15 protein-coding genes are annotated in these 16601 nt (G+C 55.4%); 11 read left to right on the top strand and 4 right to left on the bottom strand.

Annotated features, from left to right (window positions below; genetic code table 11):
* Positions 1–38: 38 nt before the first annotated feature.
* Positions 39–2927: a leucine--tRNA ligase gene (gene leuS, locus TCELL_RS04575; protein WP_014737554.1), complete on the bottom strand. Its 2889-nt coding sequence runs from the start codon at positions 2925–2927 to the stop codon at positions 39–41.
* Positions 2928–3036: 109 nt separating this feature from the next.
* On the opposite strand from leuS, the gene TCELL_RS04570 reads away from it, so the two are divergent.
* Positions 3037–3732, top strand: coding sequence for a polyprenol monophosphomannose synthase (locus TCELL_RS04570; RefSeq protein ID WP_014737553.1), 696 nt, complete (start codon positions 3037–3039; stop codon positions 3730–3732).
* On the opposite strand, the gene TCELL_RS04565 is transcribed toward TCELL_RS04570, so the two are convergent.
* Complete coding sequence (locus tag TCELL_RS04565; RefSeq protein WP_048163154.1) at positions 3712–4722, bottom strand: phosphate signaling complex PhoU family protein; 1011 nt, start codon at positions 4720–4722, stop codon at positions 3712–3714. The two genes, TCELL_RS04570 and TCELL_RS04565, sit on opposite strands and share 21 nt — an antisense overlap.
* 344 nt (positions 4723–5066) lie before the next feature.
* Here TCELL_RS04565 and pstS point away from each other — a divergent pair, with 344 nt between their 5' ends.
* The 8 genes from pstS (at position 5067) to TCELL_RS04525 (ending at position 13997) form a co-directional block, all read left to right on the top strand.
* Positions 5067–6203, top strand: coding sequence for a phosphate ABC transporter substrate-binding protein PstS (pstS, locus tag TCELL_RS04560; protein WP_162097836.1), 1137 nt, complete (start codon positions 5067–5069; stop codon positions 6201–6203).
* Position 6204: 1 nt separating this feature from the next.
* Positions 6205–7122, top strand: coding sequence for a PstC family ABC transporter permease (locus tag TCELL_RS04555; protein ID WP_014737550.1), 918 nt, complete (start codon positions 6205–6207; stop codon positions 7120–7122).
* Positions 7115–7969, top strand: a complete 855-nt coding sequence (locus tag TCELL_RS04550; RefSeq protein WP_014737549.1) for a PstA family ABC transporter permease — start codon at positions 7115–7117, stop codon at positions 7967–7969. Before TCELL_RS04555 ends, TCELL_RS04550 begins: the two co-directional genes overlap by 8 nt.
* On the top strand, positions 7966–8718 hold the full coding sequence (locus TCELL_RS04545; RefSeq protein WP_048163151.1) for a phosphate ABC transporter ATP-binding protein: 753 nt from the start codon (positions 7966–7968) through the stop codon (positions 8716–8718). The genes TCELL_RS04550 and TCELL_RS04545 overlap by 4 nt, the downstream gene beginning before the upstream one ends.
* A gap of 3 nt (positions 8719–8721) precedes the next feature.
* Positions 8722–9318, top strand: a complete 597-nt coding sequence (locus tag TCELL_RS04540) for a phosphate signaling complex PhoU family protein (protein ID WP_014737547.1) — start codon at positions 8722–8724, stop codon at positions 9316–9318.
* A gap of 193 nt (positions 9319–9511) precedes the next feature.
* The gene (locus TCELL_RS04535) at positions 9512–10780 is read left to right on the top strand and encodes a threonine synthase (protein ID WP_048163149.1); all 1269 of its coding nucleotides are present in this window, start codon (positions 9512–9514) and stop codon (positions 10778–10780) included.
* Positions 10781–10873: 93 nt separating this feature from the next.
* On the top strand, positions 10874–12397 hold the full coding sequence (gene gapN / locus TCELL_RS04530; protein ID WP_014737545.1) for an NADP-dependent glyceraldehyde-3-phosphate dehydrogenase: 1524 nt from the start codon (positions 10874–10876) through the stop codon (positions 12395–12397).
* A gap of 64 nt (positions 12398–12461) precedes the next feature.
* Positions 12462–13997, top strand: a complete 1536-nt coding sequence (locus TCELL_RS04525; RefSeq protein WP_014737544.1) for an amidohydrolase — start codon at positions 12462–12464, stop codon at positions 13995–13997.
* 139 nt (positions 13998–14136) lie between these two features.
* Here TCELL_RS04525 and TCELL_RS04520 read toward each other — a convergent pair whose 3' ends face one another.
* A complete protein-coding gene (locus tag TCELL_RS04520) occupies positions 14137–14883 on the bottom strand; it encodes a MarR family transcriptional regulator (protein WP_014737542.1) in 747 nt (248 codons plus the stop codon).
* Positions 14884–14967: 84 nt separating this feature from the next.
* On the opposite strand from TCELL_RS04520, the gene TCELL_RS04515 reads away from it, so the two are divergent.
* Positions 14968–15768: a thioredoxin family protein gene (locus TCELL_RS04515; RefSeq protein WP_014737541.1), complete on the top strand. Its 801-nt coding sequence runs from the start codon at positions 14968–14970 to the stop codon at positions 15766–15768.
* On the top strand, positions 15755–16153 hold the full coding sequence (locus TCELL_RS04510) for a metal-dependent transcriptional regulator (protein ID WP_014737540.1): 399 nt from the start codon (positions 15755–15757) through the stop codon (positions 16151–16153). The genes TCELL_RS04515 and TCELL_RS04510 overlap by 14 nt, the downstream gene beginning before the upstream one ends.
* A gap of 1 nt (position 16154) precedes the next feature.
* Here TCELL_RS04510 and TCELL_RS04505 read toward each other — a convergent pair whose 3' ends face one another.
* Positions 16155–16568 carry a CopG family ribbon-helix-helix protein gene (locus TCELL_RS04505; protein ID WP_014737539.1) on the bottom strand — a complete coding sequence of 138 codons (414 nt, stop codon included), beginning with the start codon at positions 16566–16568 and terminating at the stop codon, positions 16155–16157.
* Positions 16569–16601 lie beyond the last annotated feature (33 nt).

The raw sequence follows: 16601 nt of genomic DNA, 5'->3' as shown, positions 1-16601 counted from the left end.
CAAAACACTTACTCGCGCTCGGCTTCGTGAGGCAAACTCTACGACTCGAACAGGACGAACAAGCCCGGCTTCCCGGGGAGCGCTTTCTCGGCTTTGGATAACCCCATGGAGAGAGCCTCTTCCTCTTCCACGACTTTGACCTCAGCGCCCGTTTTCCTCCCTATGTACTCGGACAGCCTCCTCAGAGTATCAAGTTCTAGGCTGTGATCGACCTTCACCGCCTCTTTGTCTAGCTGCCCCGACTTCCACACCCTGTACACCTCGGACACCAGCCTCTCCTTACCAGCGCCGACCGTCCTCGACACCTCTCTTATCACCTCCCTTAGCTCCAAGCCCTTCATTGCCAACTCTAAGACCCTCCTCTTCCACTGGGACGCGACTATCACATAGACCTCGCGTGGCTTCCTCCCCACGGCTCCTAGAATGTTCTTTACGTCCTCGACGACCCTCTCCACCTCGTTGACTAGTGCTTCAGCGGTATCGTCGAAATAGGCCTCGTAGCCGCTGGGCCAGCTACTAGTCGACAGGAACCCGTTACCCCCCATCCTGCTCCACAGCTCCTCCGTCAAGTGCGGGATAACAGGGTTGAGAACCTTAAGCCAGTCCTGTAGTACCCCTTTCACGTCGCAGGGTAGGAACCCTCTCATATCCCTGTATCTGTCTATTAGGTTTACCACGTTGAAGAACACGTTCTGGACATAGTCCCTAACCTGGTAGGCCTCGACCGCCTCTTCGCCGGCTTTCACGAGCCTGTAGAACCTGCTCCTAAACCACCTCGACAGTACGTCCTCGCCTACGTCGACACACCTCCCCTCTATCAGGTCGAGCGCGAGCCTGGTGAACTTCTGTAGGAGGTCCGCAGTGGCCGACACGTCCTTCTCCCTCCAGTCCAAGACCGTGTCTAGGCTGGCTGCCCAGGCGATGTAGAGCCTGAAGAGGTCGGAGGAGTACTTCTCCGATATGTCTCTCAGGTTGATCACGTTCCCCTTGCTCTTGCTCATCTTTGCGCCCTCTCTAATGACGGGCTCGTTCAGCGTTATCGCGCGGGGCCAGTACTTCTCCGGGAAGATCACGGCGTGGTGGATCAGGTAGAACGAGAGGTGGTTCGATATGTGGGGCGTCGACGTGTGCCTCAGGTCAACGGGGTACCAGTACTCGAACTCCCTCCTCAGCTCGTCGAGGAACTCCGGTCTAAGCCCCGTCTCAGCGGCTACTTCCTCCCTCTCGCCTAGACCCAGGAAGACGTAGTCGAAGAACGCCGGTTTCAGGTTCTCCGGCTTGACCCCGGCTTGCCTCAGCTTGTGGACAATGGTGTAGAAGGCCATGTATATCGTCGAGTCGCTCAGGCTCTCGATGATCCACTCCTCGTCGAAGGGCAGCCTCGTGCCAATACCCCTCTTCCTGGCACAGGGCCTCTTCTCGAGCCAGTTTATCGCGTCAACGAACGCCTTCTTGTACTTCTCCGGCTTGACAACGAGCCTGTTCTCGATGTAGTCGAGCATGGTCTTCTTGAGGTTCTCGCTAGTGTAGTCCAGGAACCACTGGTCTACGATCTTGGCTACAATGATCTCGCCGCCGGCCCTACACCTAGCCTTCCTATTAAGCTCCAGGAACCTTATTGCGTCGCCCCTCCCGATCAGCGACTGCTTAACAATATCCCTCGCTTCTCTGACCGGCTTCCCCTCCACGAGCGGGTCTTTGACAAGCATACGGCCCTTGTAGAACTCCTCCTTGTAGACTATGCTCGTCGCCTCCTCGAGCCTCTCGTCATACTGGTCCTTTATCCCCATCGACTCGACGACCACTTGTGCGTAGTGCCCGTCCACACCTGGGACGTCTATGATCTTGATCGGGTTTATCGAGTCGACCAGTGAGGGGTCTAGGCCGTACTTGGCCAGATGGCTCTTGTCCTTCTTCAGGTCGTTCAAGGCGACGTAGTCGTAGGGGGCGTCGCTCGGCTCGGAGTACACAACGCCTGTCCCGAGGTCGGGGTCCACGAACCACGCTGGCAAGACCACGAGCTCGTGCCCAAGGGGACTCCTAGCCTTCCGGCCCAGGAGCCTACTCCCCGGTAGCTCCTCGATGACCTCGAACTCCAGCTCGGGGTGCTGGTGTCTTAGCTTCACGAACGCCTTCTCGGAGGTGATGAAGACCTCCCCGCCCATCCTGAACCTCACGTACTTAGCCTCCGGGTTGACCCATAAGTTGGTCGCGCCGTAAAGGGTCTCGGGTCTAAGCGTGGCTGCCAAGAGCACGTCCCCGCCGTCCACCAGCCTGAACTTGACACCGGTATACTCCACTATCTCCACGGGGTTCACGTCGGCGTCCTCTATATCGTCCTCTCCTTCCGGCTGCTTGTGTAGTAAGCAGTAGGTGACGTAGTGGCTCCCCCGTGTCAAGAGCCCCTTTTCCGAGAGCTTCACGTACTGCCACGCCACGAACTTGTTGTAGAGCGGCTCGCCGGTGTGGAACCTCCTCCTCCAGTCTATGCTGTAGCCCAGAGCGTCGAAGTCAACGTGGACGTTCTCTGCGAAGAACTCCGCCAGCTTAAGCGGGTCTTTGAACGACTCGAGGGTCTCCTTCACCTTCTCTTCGTCGTTGAGGTACATCCTTATGTAAGACTCGTACCTAGCTATCACCTTCTTGTCCCCCCTCGAGATCATCTCGGATATAGCTACGATAGGTGTGCCCGTTATGTGGAAGGCCATGGGGAACAGGACGTTGAAGCCGCGGAGACGCTTGTACCTGGCTACGATGTCGCCTATCGTGTAAGTCCTACCGTGGCCTATGTGGAGAGGGGCGTTAGTGTACGGGTAGGGAACGGTTATGAAGAACTTAGGCTTGGATGGGTCTGGCTCAGGCTCGAAGACGTGGCTCTCACGCCACAGCTTCTGCCACTTCCTCTCGACACCCCTTAGCCACTCCAAGAACTCGTTAGAGCCATGCTGCAAGCCTAACACCGTACTTGGCTAAGGTAATTATATGAGCCTTATCAGGAAATATAATTGTAGTGCCTTGGCAAACCGGTAGTCAGGTATGAAGGTTTCGATCATAGTCCCCACGTACAACGAGAGAGACAACATACCGGAGCTCCTGAGAAGGATCGACGGGGCGATGAGGCCTCACGGGTGGGATTACGAGGTCGTAATTGTAGACGACAACTCGCCTGACGGCACGGCGGAGCTTGCCCGGCAGCTCAGCGGCCTCTACCCGGTCAAGGTCGTGGAGAGGCCCGGGAGGCTGGGGCTCGCCTCCGCGGTCGTCGAGGGGGTGAAGCACGCGGACGGGGACTTCGTCGTCGTCATGGACGCTGACCTGCAGCACCCACCCGAGGTGATACCTCTGATCGTCGAGAAGCTCTCCCGGTGCGACGTCGTAGTAGCGTCGAGGTACGTGGAGGGAGGAGGCGTTTCGGGCTTCCCGTGGTACAGAAGGTTGATGTCCAGAGGCGCTGCTGTTATCGCCTGGCTACTCTTACCCGAGTCGCGCAAGACAAGCGACCCGATGTCGGGTTTCTTCGGGTTTAAAAGACGAGTGATCGGGGACTTTGACACGGTTGAGCCGAGGGGCTACAAGGTTCTCCTGGATCTACTGCGGAGGGCCCGGCAAGCGAGGGTGTGCGACCAGCCCTACGTGTTCGTTTCGAGAGAGAAGGGGGAGTCTAAGCTAGGCCTCAGAGTGGTCTTGGCGCATATCCGCCATATCTTGAAGCTAGCCTTCTTCAAACTGTAGGCGTTGAGTCAGGTACTTTATGTCGCTCACGAGCTCCACTATGTCCAAGAGGTAGCCCCTGACCCTGTAGAGGTTATCGTAGATAAAGAAGTAGTTCGGGTTAGAGGCGATCATGCGCCGGCTAGTCTCCTCTGCCTTCTTCACGTTCTCGTACTCCACGTTCAACAGGCTGGAGAAGTCCTTCCCGCTCTTGGAGGCGTAGAGGTTCATAACCTTGTCGCAGAAGTCTGCGAGCGTGTTGATGTGGTTCAGTGTCGCCTCCCTCACCCTCTCGTCTAGCCTGCCGTCGAGGTCGCCCAGGTCTCTCGCAAGGATAGCGACGTGGTCTACAGTCCTCTCGAGGTTTCTTAGGATGTTGTAGTACACGTTCACCTCCGCAAACGACTTGAACCCGACGTCCTTCGGCAAGATCTCGCCCATGAACACCTTGTTGAACACCCTCAGCCCGTAGAGGGTCAGCTTGTCTACTAAGCTGTCTCTCTCGGCGATCTCCCGGTAGACGTCTCTCCCCGCTTCTTTGGCGAGCGCGTTGGAGAGGTCTTGGAGCATCATCTTCAGTATTCTGAAGACTCTTAGGATTATCTCGTCGACGCCTATGCTGAAGTCTCCCGCCACGTTCTTGACCACGTACTCGAACTGGCTCGTCTCGACTATCTCTAACCCGATCGTCTTGTTGATAAGCTCTCTTACCACACTCCTCGCGTAGTCGGCTGAGCACCTGCCGCAGTTGATCTTTACTTCGTCGTAACCCGCGAGGTAGGCTGATACCAGTTGTATCATGTCGTAGGCGCGGAGGCCGCTCAAGTAGAAGGTGTAGGACTTTTCAAAGCTCCTCCTAGACTGCACTGGGCTGATCTTCAAGCTCAAGTCTGGCAGTATCTCAATGACAACCTCGTCGTGTTGCTTGAGGTTGTGTAGCCTAGCCCAGTCCTTGGGTAGCGATACCATGTAGGTAGAGCCGCTCATCACCTGTATTCTTCTCTTGAACAACGCCCTCGATAAAGTATAGCGGTAGAGGGTTAAATACTTTAAAGGGCATTTAAAGGTTAACAAGGCTAAACATATTAACAGCAAAGACTATATGCTCAAACCATGAATGTAAAGAAGAAGATCTCGATCACAATTGCCCTACTGTTAGGCTTCGAGGCTCTCTTGTTCTTACTCATAGTTGTAACTAAATAGCGTCGAGTACTTATTCTCTACTAAAGACGTCGTACTCTCTTTGTACAAACTTTAAAGTTTGTTCCTAGCTTTAAAGGTTATTGTATATGCATTAAAAAACACGCATCTGGTTATACAATCCCAGTGAGGTCGTTATGAACAAAAAAGTTATCTTGCCTATACTTGTTATCGCCATTATCGTATTGGGTGTAGCCTGGTACTACATGGCGGGTAGGACGTATCCGGGAGCACCGCAGACCAGTCAAACATCTCCTTCGCCCACGTACACGTCTCCGACCCCGACCTCTCCCCCTCTGAACGTCGTACTCAACGGTGGGGGCTCTACGCTTCAGGCGCCGCTAGTCCAGTACTGGGCTAGACTTTTCCAGGAGGAGACGGGTGTCCAGGTGAACTACCAGGGTGTCGGCAGTGGTGCTGGGATCAGCATGTTCTTGGCTGGGACAACCGACTTCGCGGGAAGCGACGTACCCCTCCCGCACGACGTCTACAAGAACTACGAGGGTAGAGTCCTACAGCTCCCGATCACAGTAGGTGTAGTCGTCGTGGTCTACAACCTCCCGGAGCTACCTAAAGAGGTCCACCTGAACATCACTGGGTGCCTACTAGCCGAGATCCTTGGAGGCAACGTGACGAGGTGGGACGACCCGGCTATCAAGAGCCTTAACCCAGCTGTAGCCGACAAGCTCCCCGATAAGGATATCGTTGTCGTGTATAGGAGCGACAAGAGTGGGACAACCAATATCCTGACCACGTATCTCTCGCGGTCCTGTCCCTCACTGTGGCCCAGTAACCTCGTGGGTTTGTCTATGCCTACCTTCGTCACCGAGTCCAGCAGGGCTATCGGGGCGAAGGGTAGCGACGGCCTCACTCTCGCGGTGAAAAACAACCCGTACACGATTGGCTACGTGGAGGTCCAGTACGCCCTGTCCTCGGGACTACAGTACGCCGCATTACAGAATAGAGAGGGCTTCTTCGTCCTGCCCACCCCTAATGGCGTATCAGCCGCCGTGGAGAGCGTAATCGACAAGCTCCCCTCATCTGTCAGAGCGGACTGGAGCCAGTCCTCTAGCGAGGTGATCTACGCGCCTGGCAACAACTCCTACCCATTAGTTACCTTCACCTACCAGTTGTTCTGGACGTCCTACTCCGACAAGAGCAAGCAGGAGGCAGTCAACCTGTGGATACGCTTCGTACTCACGAAGGGACAGGAGAAAACGATCGAGGGGTTCCACCCGCTCCCCCAGAGGCTCGTTAGCGAGCTATTGAACAGCCTCACACAGGGTGCTTGAGATGAAGATAAGAGTTTTTTCAGGTGACAAATTCGTTTACCTGGCGGGTTTGAACCTGGCAATTCTCGTCGTGTTGTTCGTTTTGGTCGTGTATGTTTTAGCCGTTAAGTCAGCACCGTCGATCTCCTCGCTTGGGGTAGGCCTGTTAGGCTCCGTGTGGAACACGGACGAGGGTAGGTTCGGTCTCCTCGCACCCCTCCTGGGTTCTGTTCTCGTGACTGTTTACTCGGTACCCCTAATTCTCGTGTTTTCCATACCCTTAGTGGTCTTCGCAGAGGAGTACCTCAGGGGTTTAGCAGGCAAACTAGTCAACCTCGTGATCGACCTGTCTGCGGGCCTCCCCACGGTGATCTACGCGTACATAGGCCTAGCTTTCATGTCCAACGTATTGAAGGACTTCTTGGAGAAGCCCTTGCACGAGCTACTCGGCTTCATTCCCCTGTTCGCCTGTAGGCCCCTGACAGGCCAGAACCTCATGACAGCCACCGTGATCCTCTCGATCTCCGCAGTCCCGTACATGGCCGCCCTGGTCAGAGAGTCTCTTAGGATGATACCAAAGACCTACGTAGAGGCGTCCTACAGCATAGGGCTCTACAAGGAGGAGGTTATACTGATGAAGCTGTCAATGGTAAGACCGGCAATAGTCTCAGCCCTACTACTATCGTCCAGCAGGGTCCTGACCGAGACTACTATAGTTTCACTAGTCGCGGGCAACCAGTACGTGATAACCCCCTGCGCCCTCTCGCCGGTGTCGACCATCCCCTCGCTCATAGTGAACAACTTCGGCTACTCCGTCATGTACCCCCTACTCGACAGCGTGTTGTTTGCCTCCTCCCTGATACTCTTCGTTTTATCCCTGTTGTTGAATGCAGCTGGTCTCTACCTCAACAAGAGGTTCAGGGTGGTGGTAAGTGAGTAGAAGGCGGTCTCTCAAGGTCGCTCTCGTCAAGGCCTCCATACTGGCCTCCGCACTCATGTCCCTGTCCCTCATACTCTTAGTACATATCGTAGTAATCATGTACGGCCTCCCACTAGCACTACTCAACGGGCTGAGCCTGCTCTACGCTACTCCACCCCTCCCCAACCAAGAAGCCCCGGTCGGGGGTGTGGGTCCCAGCCTAGTAGGGACTCTCGTGTCATCGGGTATCGCCGTCGCGTTAGCGACCCCCGTGGCCCTCATTGCCGCGTTCACTATGGTCGAGTACAAGGGGAGGAAGTTCGTCGACTTCTTGAGAGTGGTCTTCACGAGCCTGTATGGGCTGCCGACGATCACGATTTCTGTCATAGTGTACAGCCTACTAGTCATACCAATGAGGACACAGAGCCTCTTGGCCGGCTCCCTTTCACTGACTCTAGTGGCGCTCCCGGTTGAGATATCGTACCTAGAGGGCGTCTTTTCGAGTATTCCCCAGACTTACCGGGAGGCCGGCTACGCGATCGGGCTCACGAGGTGGTTGGTATTGAGGAGAGTACTGATAGGGATCGGGAAGTCGGGGGTGGCATCCACTGTGGCACTGACCCTGGCGAGGGTGATGGGGGAGACAGCACCGCTCCTCTTCACGATAGGCAACGCTATGAACACCTACCCCTCATCGCTCTACAGCCTACTCCAGCCGTCGTCCACTATCACGACGCTAATTTTCACTCTCTCGAGCTCCCCGTTCCCCTCACAGTTCCAGTTCGCATGGGCCGCGTCATTAGTCCTCTACGTCGTATACACTGCTCTATTCGCGTTGTCTCGGATGGTGAGGGGTGTGGAGCTGTGAGGTGCCATATACGTTCCATAGACTTCCGCTTGTGGATAAACAACGTGGAGATCCTCAAAGGAGTCGAGTTCTGCGCACCCAAGAACTCGATCTCCGTTATAGTCGGGCCGAGTGGCTCGGGTAAGTCGACGTTCCTTAAGAGCATAAACAGGATAGTCGAGCTTAATACCAACGTGAGATGGCAGGGAGACATACTCCTGAACGGTGTAAGCCTCTTCGACATGGACCCCGTGGAAGTGAGGAGGCGTATAGCCATGGTGTTCCAGACACCCAACCCGTTCCCCCACTTGACCGTCTTTGAAAACGTGGCACTCCCGGCAAAGGTCAACGGCGTGGCCAAGGACAAGGGGGCTTTAAGAGAGCTGGTTAAGTGGGCCCTGGAGAAAGCCATGTTGTGGGACGAGGTGAAAGACAAACTCGAGAAGCACCCCAACGTGTTGAGCGGGGGCCAGAGACAGAGGCTGTGTATAGCGAGGGCTCTCGCGATGAAGCCAGAGGTGCTACTTCTAGACGAGCCCACGGCGAACATCGACGTTATAAACGCGAAGAAGATCGAGGAGACCCTCAGAGAACTGAAGAACGAGATGACGATCATCATGGTGACACACAACCCGAACCAGGCCCTCAGGATCGGGGACTACATAAACGTCATGTTCGACGGCAAGATGATCGAGAGCGGGCCCGTGGGTGATATCGTCTTGAAGACCAGGAACGAGCTCGCCATAAAGCTCTTGAGCGAGGGGTGGTGACGGGTGGAGGCTAGTAAGACTGTAACAAAGATCGTCGAGTCGATCTCCGAGGAGACCTTTAAGTCCCTCGACATAATCATGTCGTCTCTTAAGACCGGGTCGATAACCGACGGCGACTACATAGAGCTGTACCAATCGACTCTGAGACAACAAATGCTGAGACGCGAGCTGTACACGTACGTGTTCGAGTCGATCGCGAGGTATAGGCCCGTGGGTAGGCTGCTCTGGTACTACACCGTGCTCCTCGACGCCGCCTACGACCTGTACAGGATCTCCAGGTACTCGTGGGAGATCGCTAGGGTTGTGAAGATCTTTGGAACAGTTGACGTTGGGAGGGACGTATACGAGTCGCTATCCGAGGCCGTGAAGGAGCTGAAAGCCTTCGTGAACAAACTACTGAGAGGCGAGACCGACACTATCAACGTGGACAGACTTCTAGAACTTGAGAAGGAGAGCGATGAGAGGTACCTCGCAGCGCTTAAGGCCGCGGCATCGAAGGGATCGTTTTCCAGAGAAGAGGTGGCCCGGCTACTAATACTCAGGCACGTCGAGAGGATGTTGGACCACGTTGAGTACCTGGCCTCCAGGATCACGCACTAGGGGGATTTTCCTCCAGGGCAGAAAACCTCACCCTCTGAATGCATGTTTTTGGAAGATCGGGTAGGAGCAAGAGACGCGGCTGGTGGTCTCTTCGCGGCCTCCAGCTCGCGGAGGGAGCTAGTATTGCCCTCGAGTCCTACGAGGTTAATTAATTAAATGTTCGACCACATTGTGTATTGGGTTGGTGAGCGTCATGTTCGTTACACACTTGAAGTGTAGTAAGTGTGGGAGGGTGTACAAGCTAGAGGAGAAGCCTGTCACGTGCGTCAACAAGGACTTGGGGAGGCTCGATGTCTACTACGACTACGAGGCGATCGCCTCAAGTGTAAGCAGGGAGGAGCTGGCCAAGAGGCCTTTCTACATGTGGAGGTACAAGGAGTTCCTGCCGGTCCCCAGCGAGGAGTACATTGTCACGCTCGGGGAGGGCGGGACACCGCTACTAAAGGCTAAGAGGCTCGGCGAGAGGCTCGGCCTGAAGAACCTCTACTTGAAGGACGAGACCAGGAACCCCACCGGTAGCTTCAAGGACAGAGCAATGAGCGTCTCGGTCTCGATGGCAAAGTACTTCGGGTTCAAGAGAGCGGTTATTGCGAGTAGCGGTAACGCCGCTGCTTCACTGGCCGCCTACGGCGCTAAGGCGGGCATCGAAGTATACGCATTCGTGCCCGACTTCGCCGGCTTCGGCAAGATAGCCCAGCTCCTGTACTACGGGGCCAAGGTCTTCAAGGTAAAGTGGACTGAGGCAGAGGACCCCACCGTTAAAATGATGAGAGTACTCAGCGAGAGGTACGGCTTCTATCCCAGCCCCAGCTTCGGGGTCTTCAACCCCTACCAGATAGAAGGCCCGAAGACCATCTCCATGGAGATCGTCGAGCAGTTGGGCTGGAGACTACCAGACCAGGTATTCGTTCCCACAGGTGCCGCAAGCCTCCTCACAGGCGTCTTCAACGGCTTCAGGGACTGGAACCAGGTCGGCTGGATAACCGGGTACCCGAGGCTAGTGGCTGTTCAGCCGGAGGGCAACTACCCGTTCGTTAGGGCGTGGATGGAGAGGGCCGACCCCAACAAGATAAGGCCGTGGGAGAAGCCGCCAGAGACGATTGCTACAGGGTTAGAAGACACATTCCCGTGGGATGGAGACGCCGGCCTCAGAGCCCTTTACAAGACTAACGGTTACGGTGTCGTTGTGAAAGACGACGAGATCGTAGAGGCGATGAAGCTGCTTGCCAGCCTTGAAGGGGTCTTCGCCGAGCCCAGTGGAGCGGCGGGGTTAGCAGGCCTGATCAAGGCGATTGAGGACAGGCAGGTCGACAAGGACGAGACAGTAGTCGTGTTAGTGACCGGACACGGCCTGAAAGACCCCGACATAGTCAAGAAAACAGCAGGCGACGTACCCTTAATCAACCCCGCCGAAGAAGAGTTCTTCGCAGCCGCAAGAAAGTACTACGGGTCGGAGTTCTGAATTTAATCGCCTGTTTAAATCCTTCTATTAGCCCTTCTCTTAAACTAGTTTTATAATTTAAAAAAGCGTATAAACTACCAAGGAGGGGGTTGAATGGTCGAGCTCAAGCTATCGAAGTTCTTCGAAAGCATTCACCACACGAGAGAGGGCAGGCCCTACTTCAAGGCCTACGCTGCTGGTGAGTGGGTCGAGTCCGCCGAGTGGACCCCGGTCTACTCCCCAATAGACGACTCGGTCATCGGCTATGTACCCAAACTGACTTACGGGGACGTCGACAAGGTAGTGGGCAGGGTCTACGAGCAGGGGAGGTGGAGTATCAGGAACACCCCGGGTTACAAGCGTGTCTCCCTCATGTTTAGGATAGCCGACCTCTTAGAGAAGTACTCCGAGGACTTCGTTCAGGCTCTCGTCCTGAACACTGGCAAGACTTATCCCCAGGCTAAGGGGGAGCTGAACGCGAGTATCAGTAGGTTAAGGGACTCGACACTCGACGCCAGGAAAGTACCCGGCGAGTACATAGCTGGTGACTGGGACCAGTCGACGCTGGAAACCGAGGCCATCGTGAGGAAGGAGCCGTTCGGCGTAGTCCTCGCTATAATTCCCTTCAACTACCCACTGTTCGACTCTGTTACCAAGTTCGTCTACAGCGCTATCAGCGGTAACGCGGTGATCATAAAGCCGCCCAGCGCAGACCCTCTACCCGTCTTGATGTTCGCCAAGGTCGTAGAGGAGTCTGGCTTCCCGAGAGACTCCTTTGCTGTATTAACGCTACCGGGCAAGGAGACAGACCCACTCGTCGCCGACAAGAGGATCTCCGTGGTAAGCCTCACCGGGAGCTCGTCGACGGGTAGGCACGTCCTCGCCGTGGGGGGTGTAAAGCAGTACATTATGGAGCTGGGTGGAGGCGACCCTGCTATAGTCCTCGCGGACGCTGACCTAGACCAGGCAGCGAAGGCCGTGGCAGCAGGAATTTACAGCTACGCAGGCCAGAGGTGCGACGCTATCAAGCTTATACTGGTCGAAGAAAAAGTGTACGAGGAGTTCAAGAAGAGGCTCGTCGAAGAGCTTAAGAAAGTGAAAGTAGGCGATCCCCGCGACTCCTCGACGGTTATGGGACCTCTGATTAGCCGGGACGCCGTCGAGAACATGATGGGCGCGATTAAAGACGCCCTAGCGAAAGGCGGTGTTCTACTCTACGGCGGAAGGCACTTAGGCGGCAACTACGTAGAGCCCACGCTTGTCGAGATCTCCTCCCACGAAAAACTAGCTGAGATGAGGCTCTACAAGGAGGAGGTCTTCGCACCCGTAGCCCTGATAACGTCGTTCAGAGACCTCGATGAGGCGATAAAGATCGCCAACGGAAGGGAATACGGACTAGACGCCGCCGTCTTCGGGAAGGATGTAGACCGGATCAGGAAAGTGATCAGGTACCTCGAGGTGGGTGCCGTTTACGTTAACGACATGCCGAGGCACGGCATCGGCTACTATCCCTTTGGTGGTAGGAAGAGTAGCGGCATTGGTAGAGAGGGCATCGGCTATAGCGTAGAGTATGTGATGACAACTAAGACCGTCATATTCAACTTCAAGGGCAAGGGAGTGTACAACTACCTCATCTAAAGCCGACTCATATTTTTCTCCCTTCCCCCGTTCTCTCATTTAAGGTGCCCGACTCTTGTCTCTAGTGCTCGTTAGGAGTAGGAGGAGGATTATAGCGAACTACAGGCCCCTAGTAGTTGCCGAGTCTCTCGTCCTATACGGGGAGACGGTTGTAGCCGTCGGTAATTACGAGGACATGAAGAATGCACTAGCAGGGTCAGACTACACCGAGTTGGAGTCCGAGTACGTGCTCGCCCCAGGGTTCGTGGACGCCCACGCACACCCGGACTCGCTGGGCTACAACCTGGTTCTCGGGGGAAAGATGGAGACTTCGAGCGTTAAGGACGTCCTGGAGAAGCTCGGAGAGAGCAGAGTCGTCGCAGGCTGGGTGGTACCCCCGAGAATAGACCCCTCCAGCCTCCGAGAGGGTAGAATGCCGTACTACTGGGAGATAGACGCCTACGTTCGCGACAAACCGGTTTTGATACAGCACATATCGGGCCACATGGCCTCCCTCAACAGTGTTGGGATAGCCCTGGCTAGAGAGGTGCTAGGCCAGATCAGGTTCGGTGACTTGGAAAAGGGCTGGCTCTACGAGGAAGACCTGTGGAGGCTCCTGACACACATCAGGTCGTCGATGCGAGAACCAGAACTAGAAGAAGCCCTGCTACTCGGACTGAGGGAGTTCGAGTCTAAAGGTGTGACTGCGGTCGGGGCCGCAGGCCTCTCCTTCAGGGAGGTGGAGGCGCTTAAGCGGCTTGACAAGGAGGGTAAACTCCCTATCAGGGTTTACGGCTACGTGATATACACTGGAGGGCCAGACTTCGACTACGACTACGTCGAGAAACTATTGTACGAGACTTGGGGAGACCGCTCGAGCAGGTTCAGGATCAACGGTTTAAAGGTGATCCTAGACGGTGCGCTAGGGCCGCGAACGGCTTACCTGTCCAGCGACTACTCTGACGAACCAGGGAGACGAGGCTTCTTGAACTACAACGAAGAGGAGCTCGAGAAGGTCTTCGCCGAGGCGAGCCGTAGGAATCTCCAGGTCGCTGTTCACGTGATCGGAGACGCCGCTTTAGAGGTCGCACTAAGAGTCGCGAGGAGAGTCAGGGACCTCTATCTGAGGTTGGAGCACGTCTCCCTTGTCAGAGACGACCAACTCGGATACATCAAGGAGCTCGGGCCGGTACTCGTAGTACAACCACACTTTGTAATCTCAGACAAGTGGATGACCCAGAGAGTGGGGTGTGATAGGATCCGGTGGGTCTACAGGTTCAAGGAGCTTGCGGACGTAGCGGTCACAGCGTACTCGACGGACGCCCCCGTGGAGCCAGTAGACCCGTTCGAGACGGTCTACGCCGCCGTCACGAGAGGTCTGTACGACGACGTGGACTACGCTCGTGCGTCTCTTAGGAACGCGGTCACGGTAGCCGAGGCGCTCGCACACTACACGGTAGACGCTGGGCTCGCCCTCGGAGACCCGAGACTCGGATGCCTGCTACCAGGGTGCTACGCAGACATAGTCGAGCTGAGCGACGACCCTCTTCTCCAGTACGACCCTGTTAAAGTCCGTGGTCTAAAGGCTAGTGTTGTCAAGTTGATAAAGGGGTCTAAGTAAACAAAATCTTGATAGAACATGAGCGTCTACAAGCCGAAGAAATTGGGGAAGAAGGACGTACTGAGCGAGGGTTTAAAAGACCTTAGCCCAAACTTGAAAGAACACGTCAAGAAGACGCTTAGCGATAAGAAGTAGACTTCTAGCTCAAGTTCTTTACCAGCCTGTACTCTCTCCCGCTGTGGAGTATTACTAGCGCTTCGCGCCTGAGCTCCTCGAAAAGCGCTCTCTCTACGGGGTCCAGTCTCTCCACCTCGTCCACCGGTAAGGGGAACTTCTTAGCGAACTCGGCTAGAAACCTCCTCTCGACGACCAGGTTTCCTACTTGGACCACCACGCCTTCGATCCTCCACTGCTCTAGCATACCCGGGTACTGGGCTAGGGCCTCCTGGACGCTCATCACCGGTTTCGGCGGCCTAGGCAATTGTTTACCCCGTTCAACATCGCCTCTAGGAGGCTCGGGTACTCCGCTCTGCCCTCCGGTCTTAACAAACTTCGCCACGATCTCCTCGACCCTCCTCAGCCTCTCCTCGAGGTTCCTGATCCTCTCCTCGAGCGCTCTACACCTGTCCTCGCCTGGCATCTCCGCAGCACTCGGCTCGCTTACCCGTGCTTCAGCTGGTGGTTCCACTACTTGCTCCTTCCCCGCCTCCTCGACTCTACTAGTTTTCGCCCTCGATAGTAACCACTCGCCTCTCGGAGTGATGTAGAAGCCCCTACCCTCCTTTCTTACAAGGCCCTTGTCTCTCAACTTCTGGAGCACGTTCCTGGCAAGGTTGGGGGAGATAGCGAGGTACTCTGCTACGTCTTTGGCCGACACGCCCGGGTTCTCCATCACGAACCTGAGGATCTTGGCGGTTAAGGTCTCATCCTTGCTCAAATCGTGCATCACGCTGTGATCTCTATTGTTTTGACACCTAAATATATAAAGCAATTTTATCGTCTTAGTTAGGTAGGCAGAACGGTGTTGCTTATGTCTTCCCACCTATTCGACGAGGAGACAGAGCAGGCTCTGAAAGAGATATTCAAGACGTTCAGCAGGCCTGTCAAGGACTACTTGGTCGTACTGTCGTTGAAGGAGGCCATGGAGCACACCCACGAGCACGAGCATGAGCACGAGCACCACCACCATCACCACCACGCCCACTTTAGCCTGAAACCAGCTGTGGTAGAGGAGTGCCCGACTTGCGGCGAGGCATGGATGCTCGCGACAGAGCTGTCCAAGATCAGCAACGGGGCGCTCAGCTTCGAGATCGTCGAGAAACAGAACGCGAAGGAGCTGAGGCCTAGGTACCTACCCGCCTTTATCTACGGGACCAACGGGCTTAATATCAGGTACTACGGGCTACCGAGCGGGCAGGAGTTCGCCCCGTTCATATACGTACACCAGTACATCGCGACGGGAGAGGTGAAGCTCTCCGCCAAAGTAAAGGAGGTCGTGGAGAGTATTGACACCCCACTCCACGTCAAGATCTTCGTCACACCCGAGTGCCCCTACTGCCCGATCGTCGTCGACTACTTCAATCAAATAGCCCTGTTAAACAAGCAGATATGGGTTGAGACAATAGAGGCTCTAGAACTACCCTACGAGGCCGACATGTACGGTGTCCAGGCCGTACCCTACGTCACGATAAACAAGATGGAGGACTACGACGAATACGGTGCAGAACCCGTCGAGGTAATACCCGGCTACGTGCCCCCGGAGCAGGCCTCGAAGGTGCTAGCGAGAGCGGAGAGGAAGCTCAAGAGAGGGGATACTAGTGGAAAGAAGTAGGGCTGCGAGTAACCCGACCGCTCGTGCCGAGGACTACCTAGAGGCAATCTACATACTGTCTCTGAAAGGTAAGCCGAGGGTCAGGGAGCTCGCTAGAAGGCTCTGCGTATCGCCGAGTAGCGTTGTGGAGTTTCTTAGAAGGCTGGCTGAGCAGGGTTACATCACCTACAAGAAGGGTGGCGAGATAAAGCTGACGGAGAAGGGGCTAGAGGTAGCCAAGAGGATATACGAGAGACACCAAGTCTTGACAGAGTTCCTGACGTTCATCGGGGTACCCCGGGACATAGCCGAGATAGACGCCTGTAAAATCGAGCACCTGCTACACGACGAGACGGTAGAGAGGATAACCGAGTTCGTGAAGAAGCTGTCTCGAGAGCAGGGGTAGGTCACGCGAGTAGGGTCATTAGCTTAGCGCTTTTAACACCCTTAACCTTCCTCAACTCCTCGAAGAGCTTGGCCACCTCCCCGCCTTTCCCCCGGACGAATATGGCGAGGAGGCAGTTCCTCTCGTCTAGGTGGATGTGGGTGGCGGAGATTACCAGTCCTAGGTAGTGGTGCTGTATGTCTGTCAAGATTACGTCGACATGGTCCAAGCTGTGGTCGTAGACGAGCCCAATAATAGCAATGACGTTGTCGCTCCTCAGGAACTCCTCTTCGGCCAGGTAGTTGTAGAGGGCGAGCTGTACGATCCTGCTGAGGCTTAGGCCTTTTTCATCCTTCACCTTAATCAGCTTCTCGGCTATGTCCTCAGGGAGGTAGACGCCGATTTTCAAGGCCGTAGAAACGACACCCCTTGGCATACCAAATGTTTATAGAATCAAGTATTTCAACTT

It is taken from the genome of Thermogladius calderae 1633, from assembly GCF_000264495.1.
Classification (GTDB): Archaea; Thermoproteota; Thermoprotei_A; order Sulfolobales; family Desulfurococcaceae; genus Thermogladius; species Thermogladius calderae.
This window is presented reverse-complemented; position numbering and strand designations above follow the sequence as displayed.

Bases quoted from the DNA above. Each gene is read 5' to 3' on its own strand.
- TCELL_RS04520 (WP_014737542.1), bottom strand. From the start codon at position 14,883: ATGCACGATTTGAGCAAGGATGAGACCTTAACCGCCAAGATCCTCAGG.
- TCELL_RS04515 (WP_014737541.1), top strand. From the start codon at position 14,968: ATGTCTTCCCACCTATTCGACGAGGAGACAGAGCAGGCTCTGAAAGAG.
- TCELL_RS04535 (WP_048163149.1), top strand. From the start codon at position 9,512: ATGTTCGTTACACACTTGAAGTGTAGTAAGTGTGGGAGGGTGTACAAG.
- TCELL_RS04505 (WP_014737539.1), bottom strand. From the start codon at position 16,568: ATGCCAAGGGGTGTCGTTTCTACGGCCTTGAAAATCGGCGTCTACCTC.
- TCELL_RS04555 (WP_014737550.1), top strand. From the start codon at position 6,205: ATGAAGATAAGAGTTTTTTCAGGTGACAAATTCGTTTACCTGGCGGGT.
- TCELL_RS04570 (WP_014737553.1), top strand. From the start codon at position 3,037: ATGAAGGTTTCGATCATAGTCCCCACGTACAACGAGAGAGACAACATA.
- gapN (WP_014737545.1), top strand. From the start codon at position 10,874: ATGGTCGAGCTCAAGCTATCGAAGTTCTTCGAAAGCATTCACCACACG.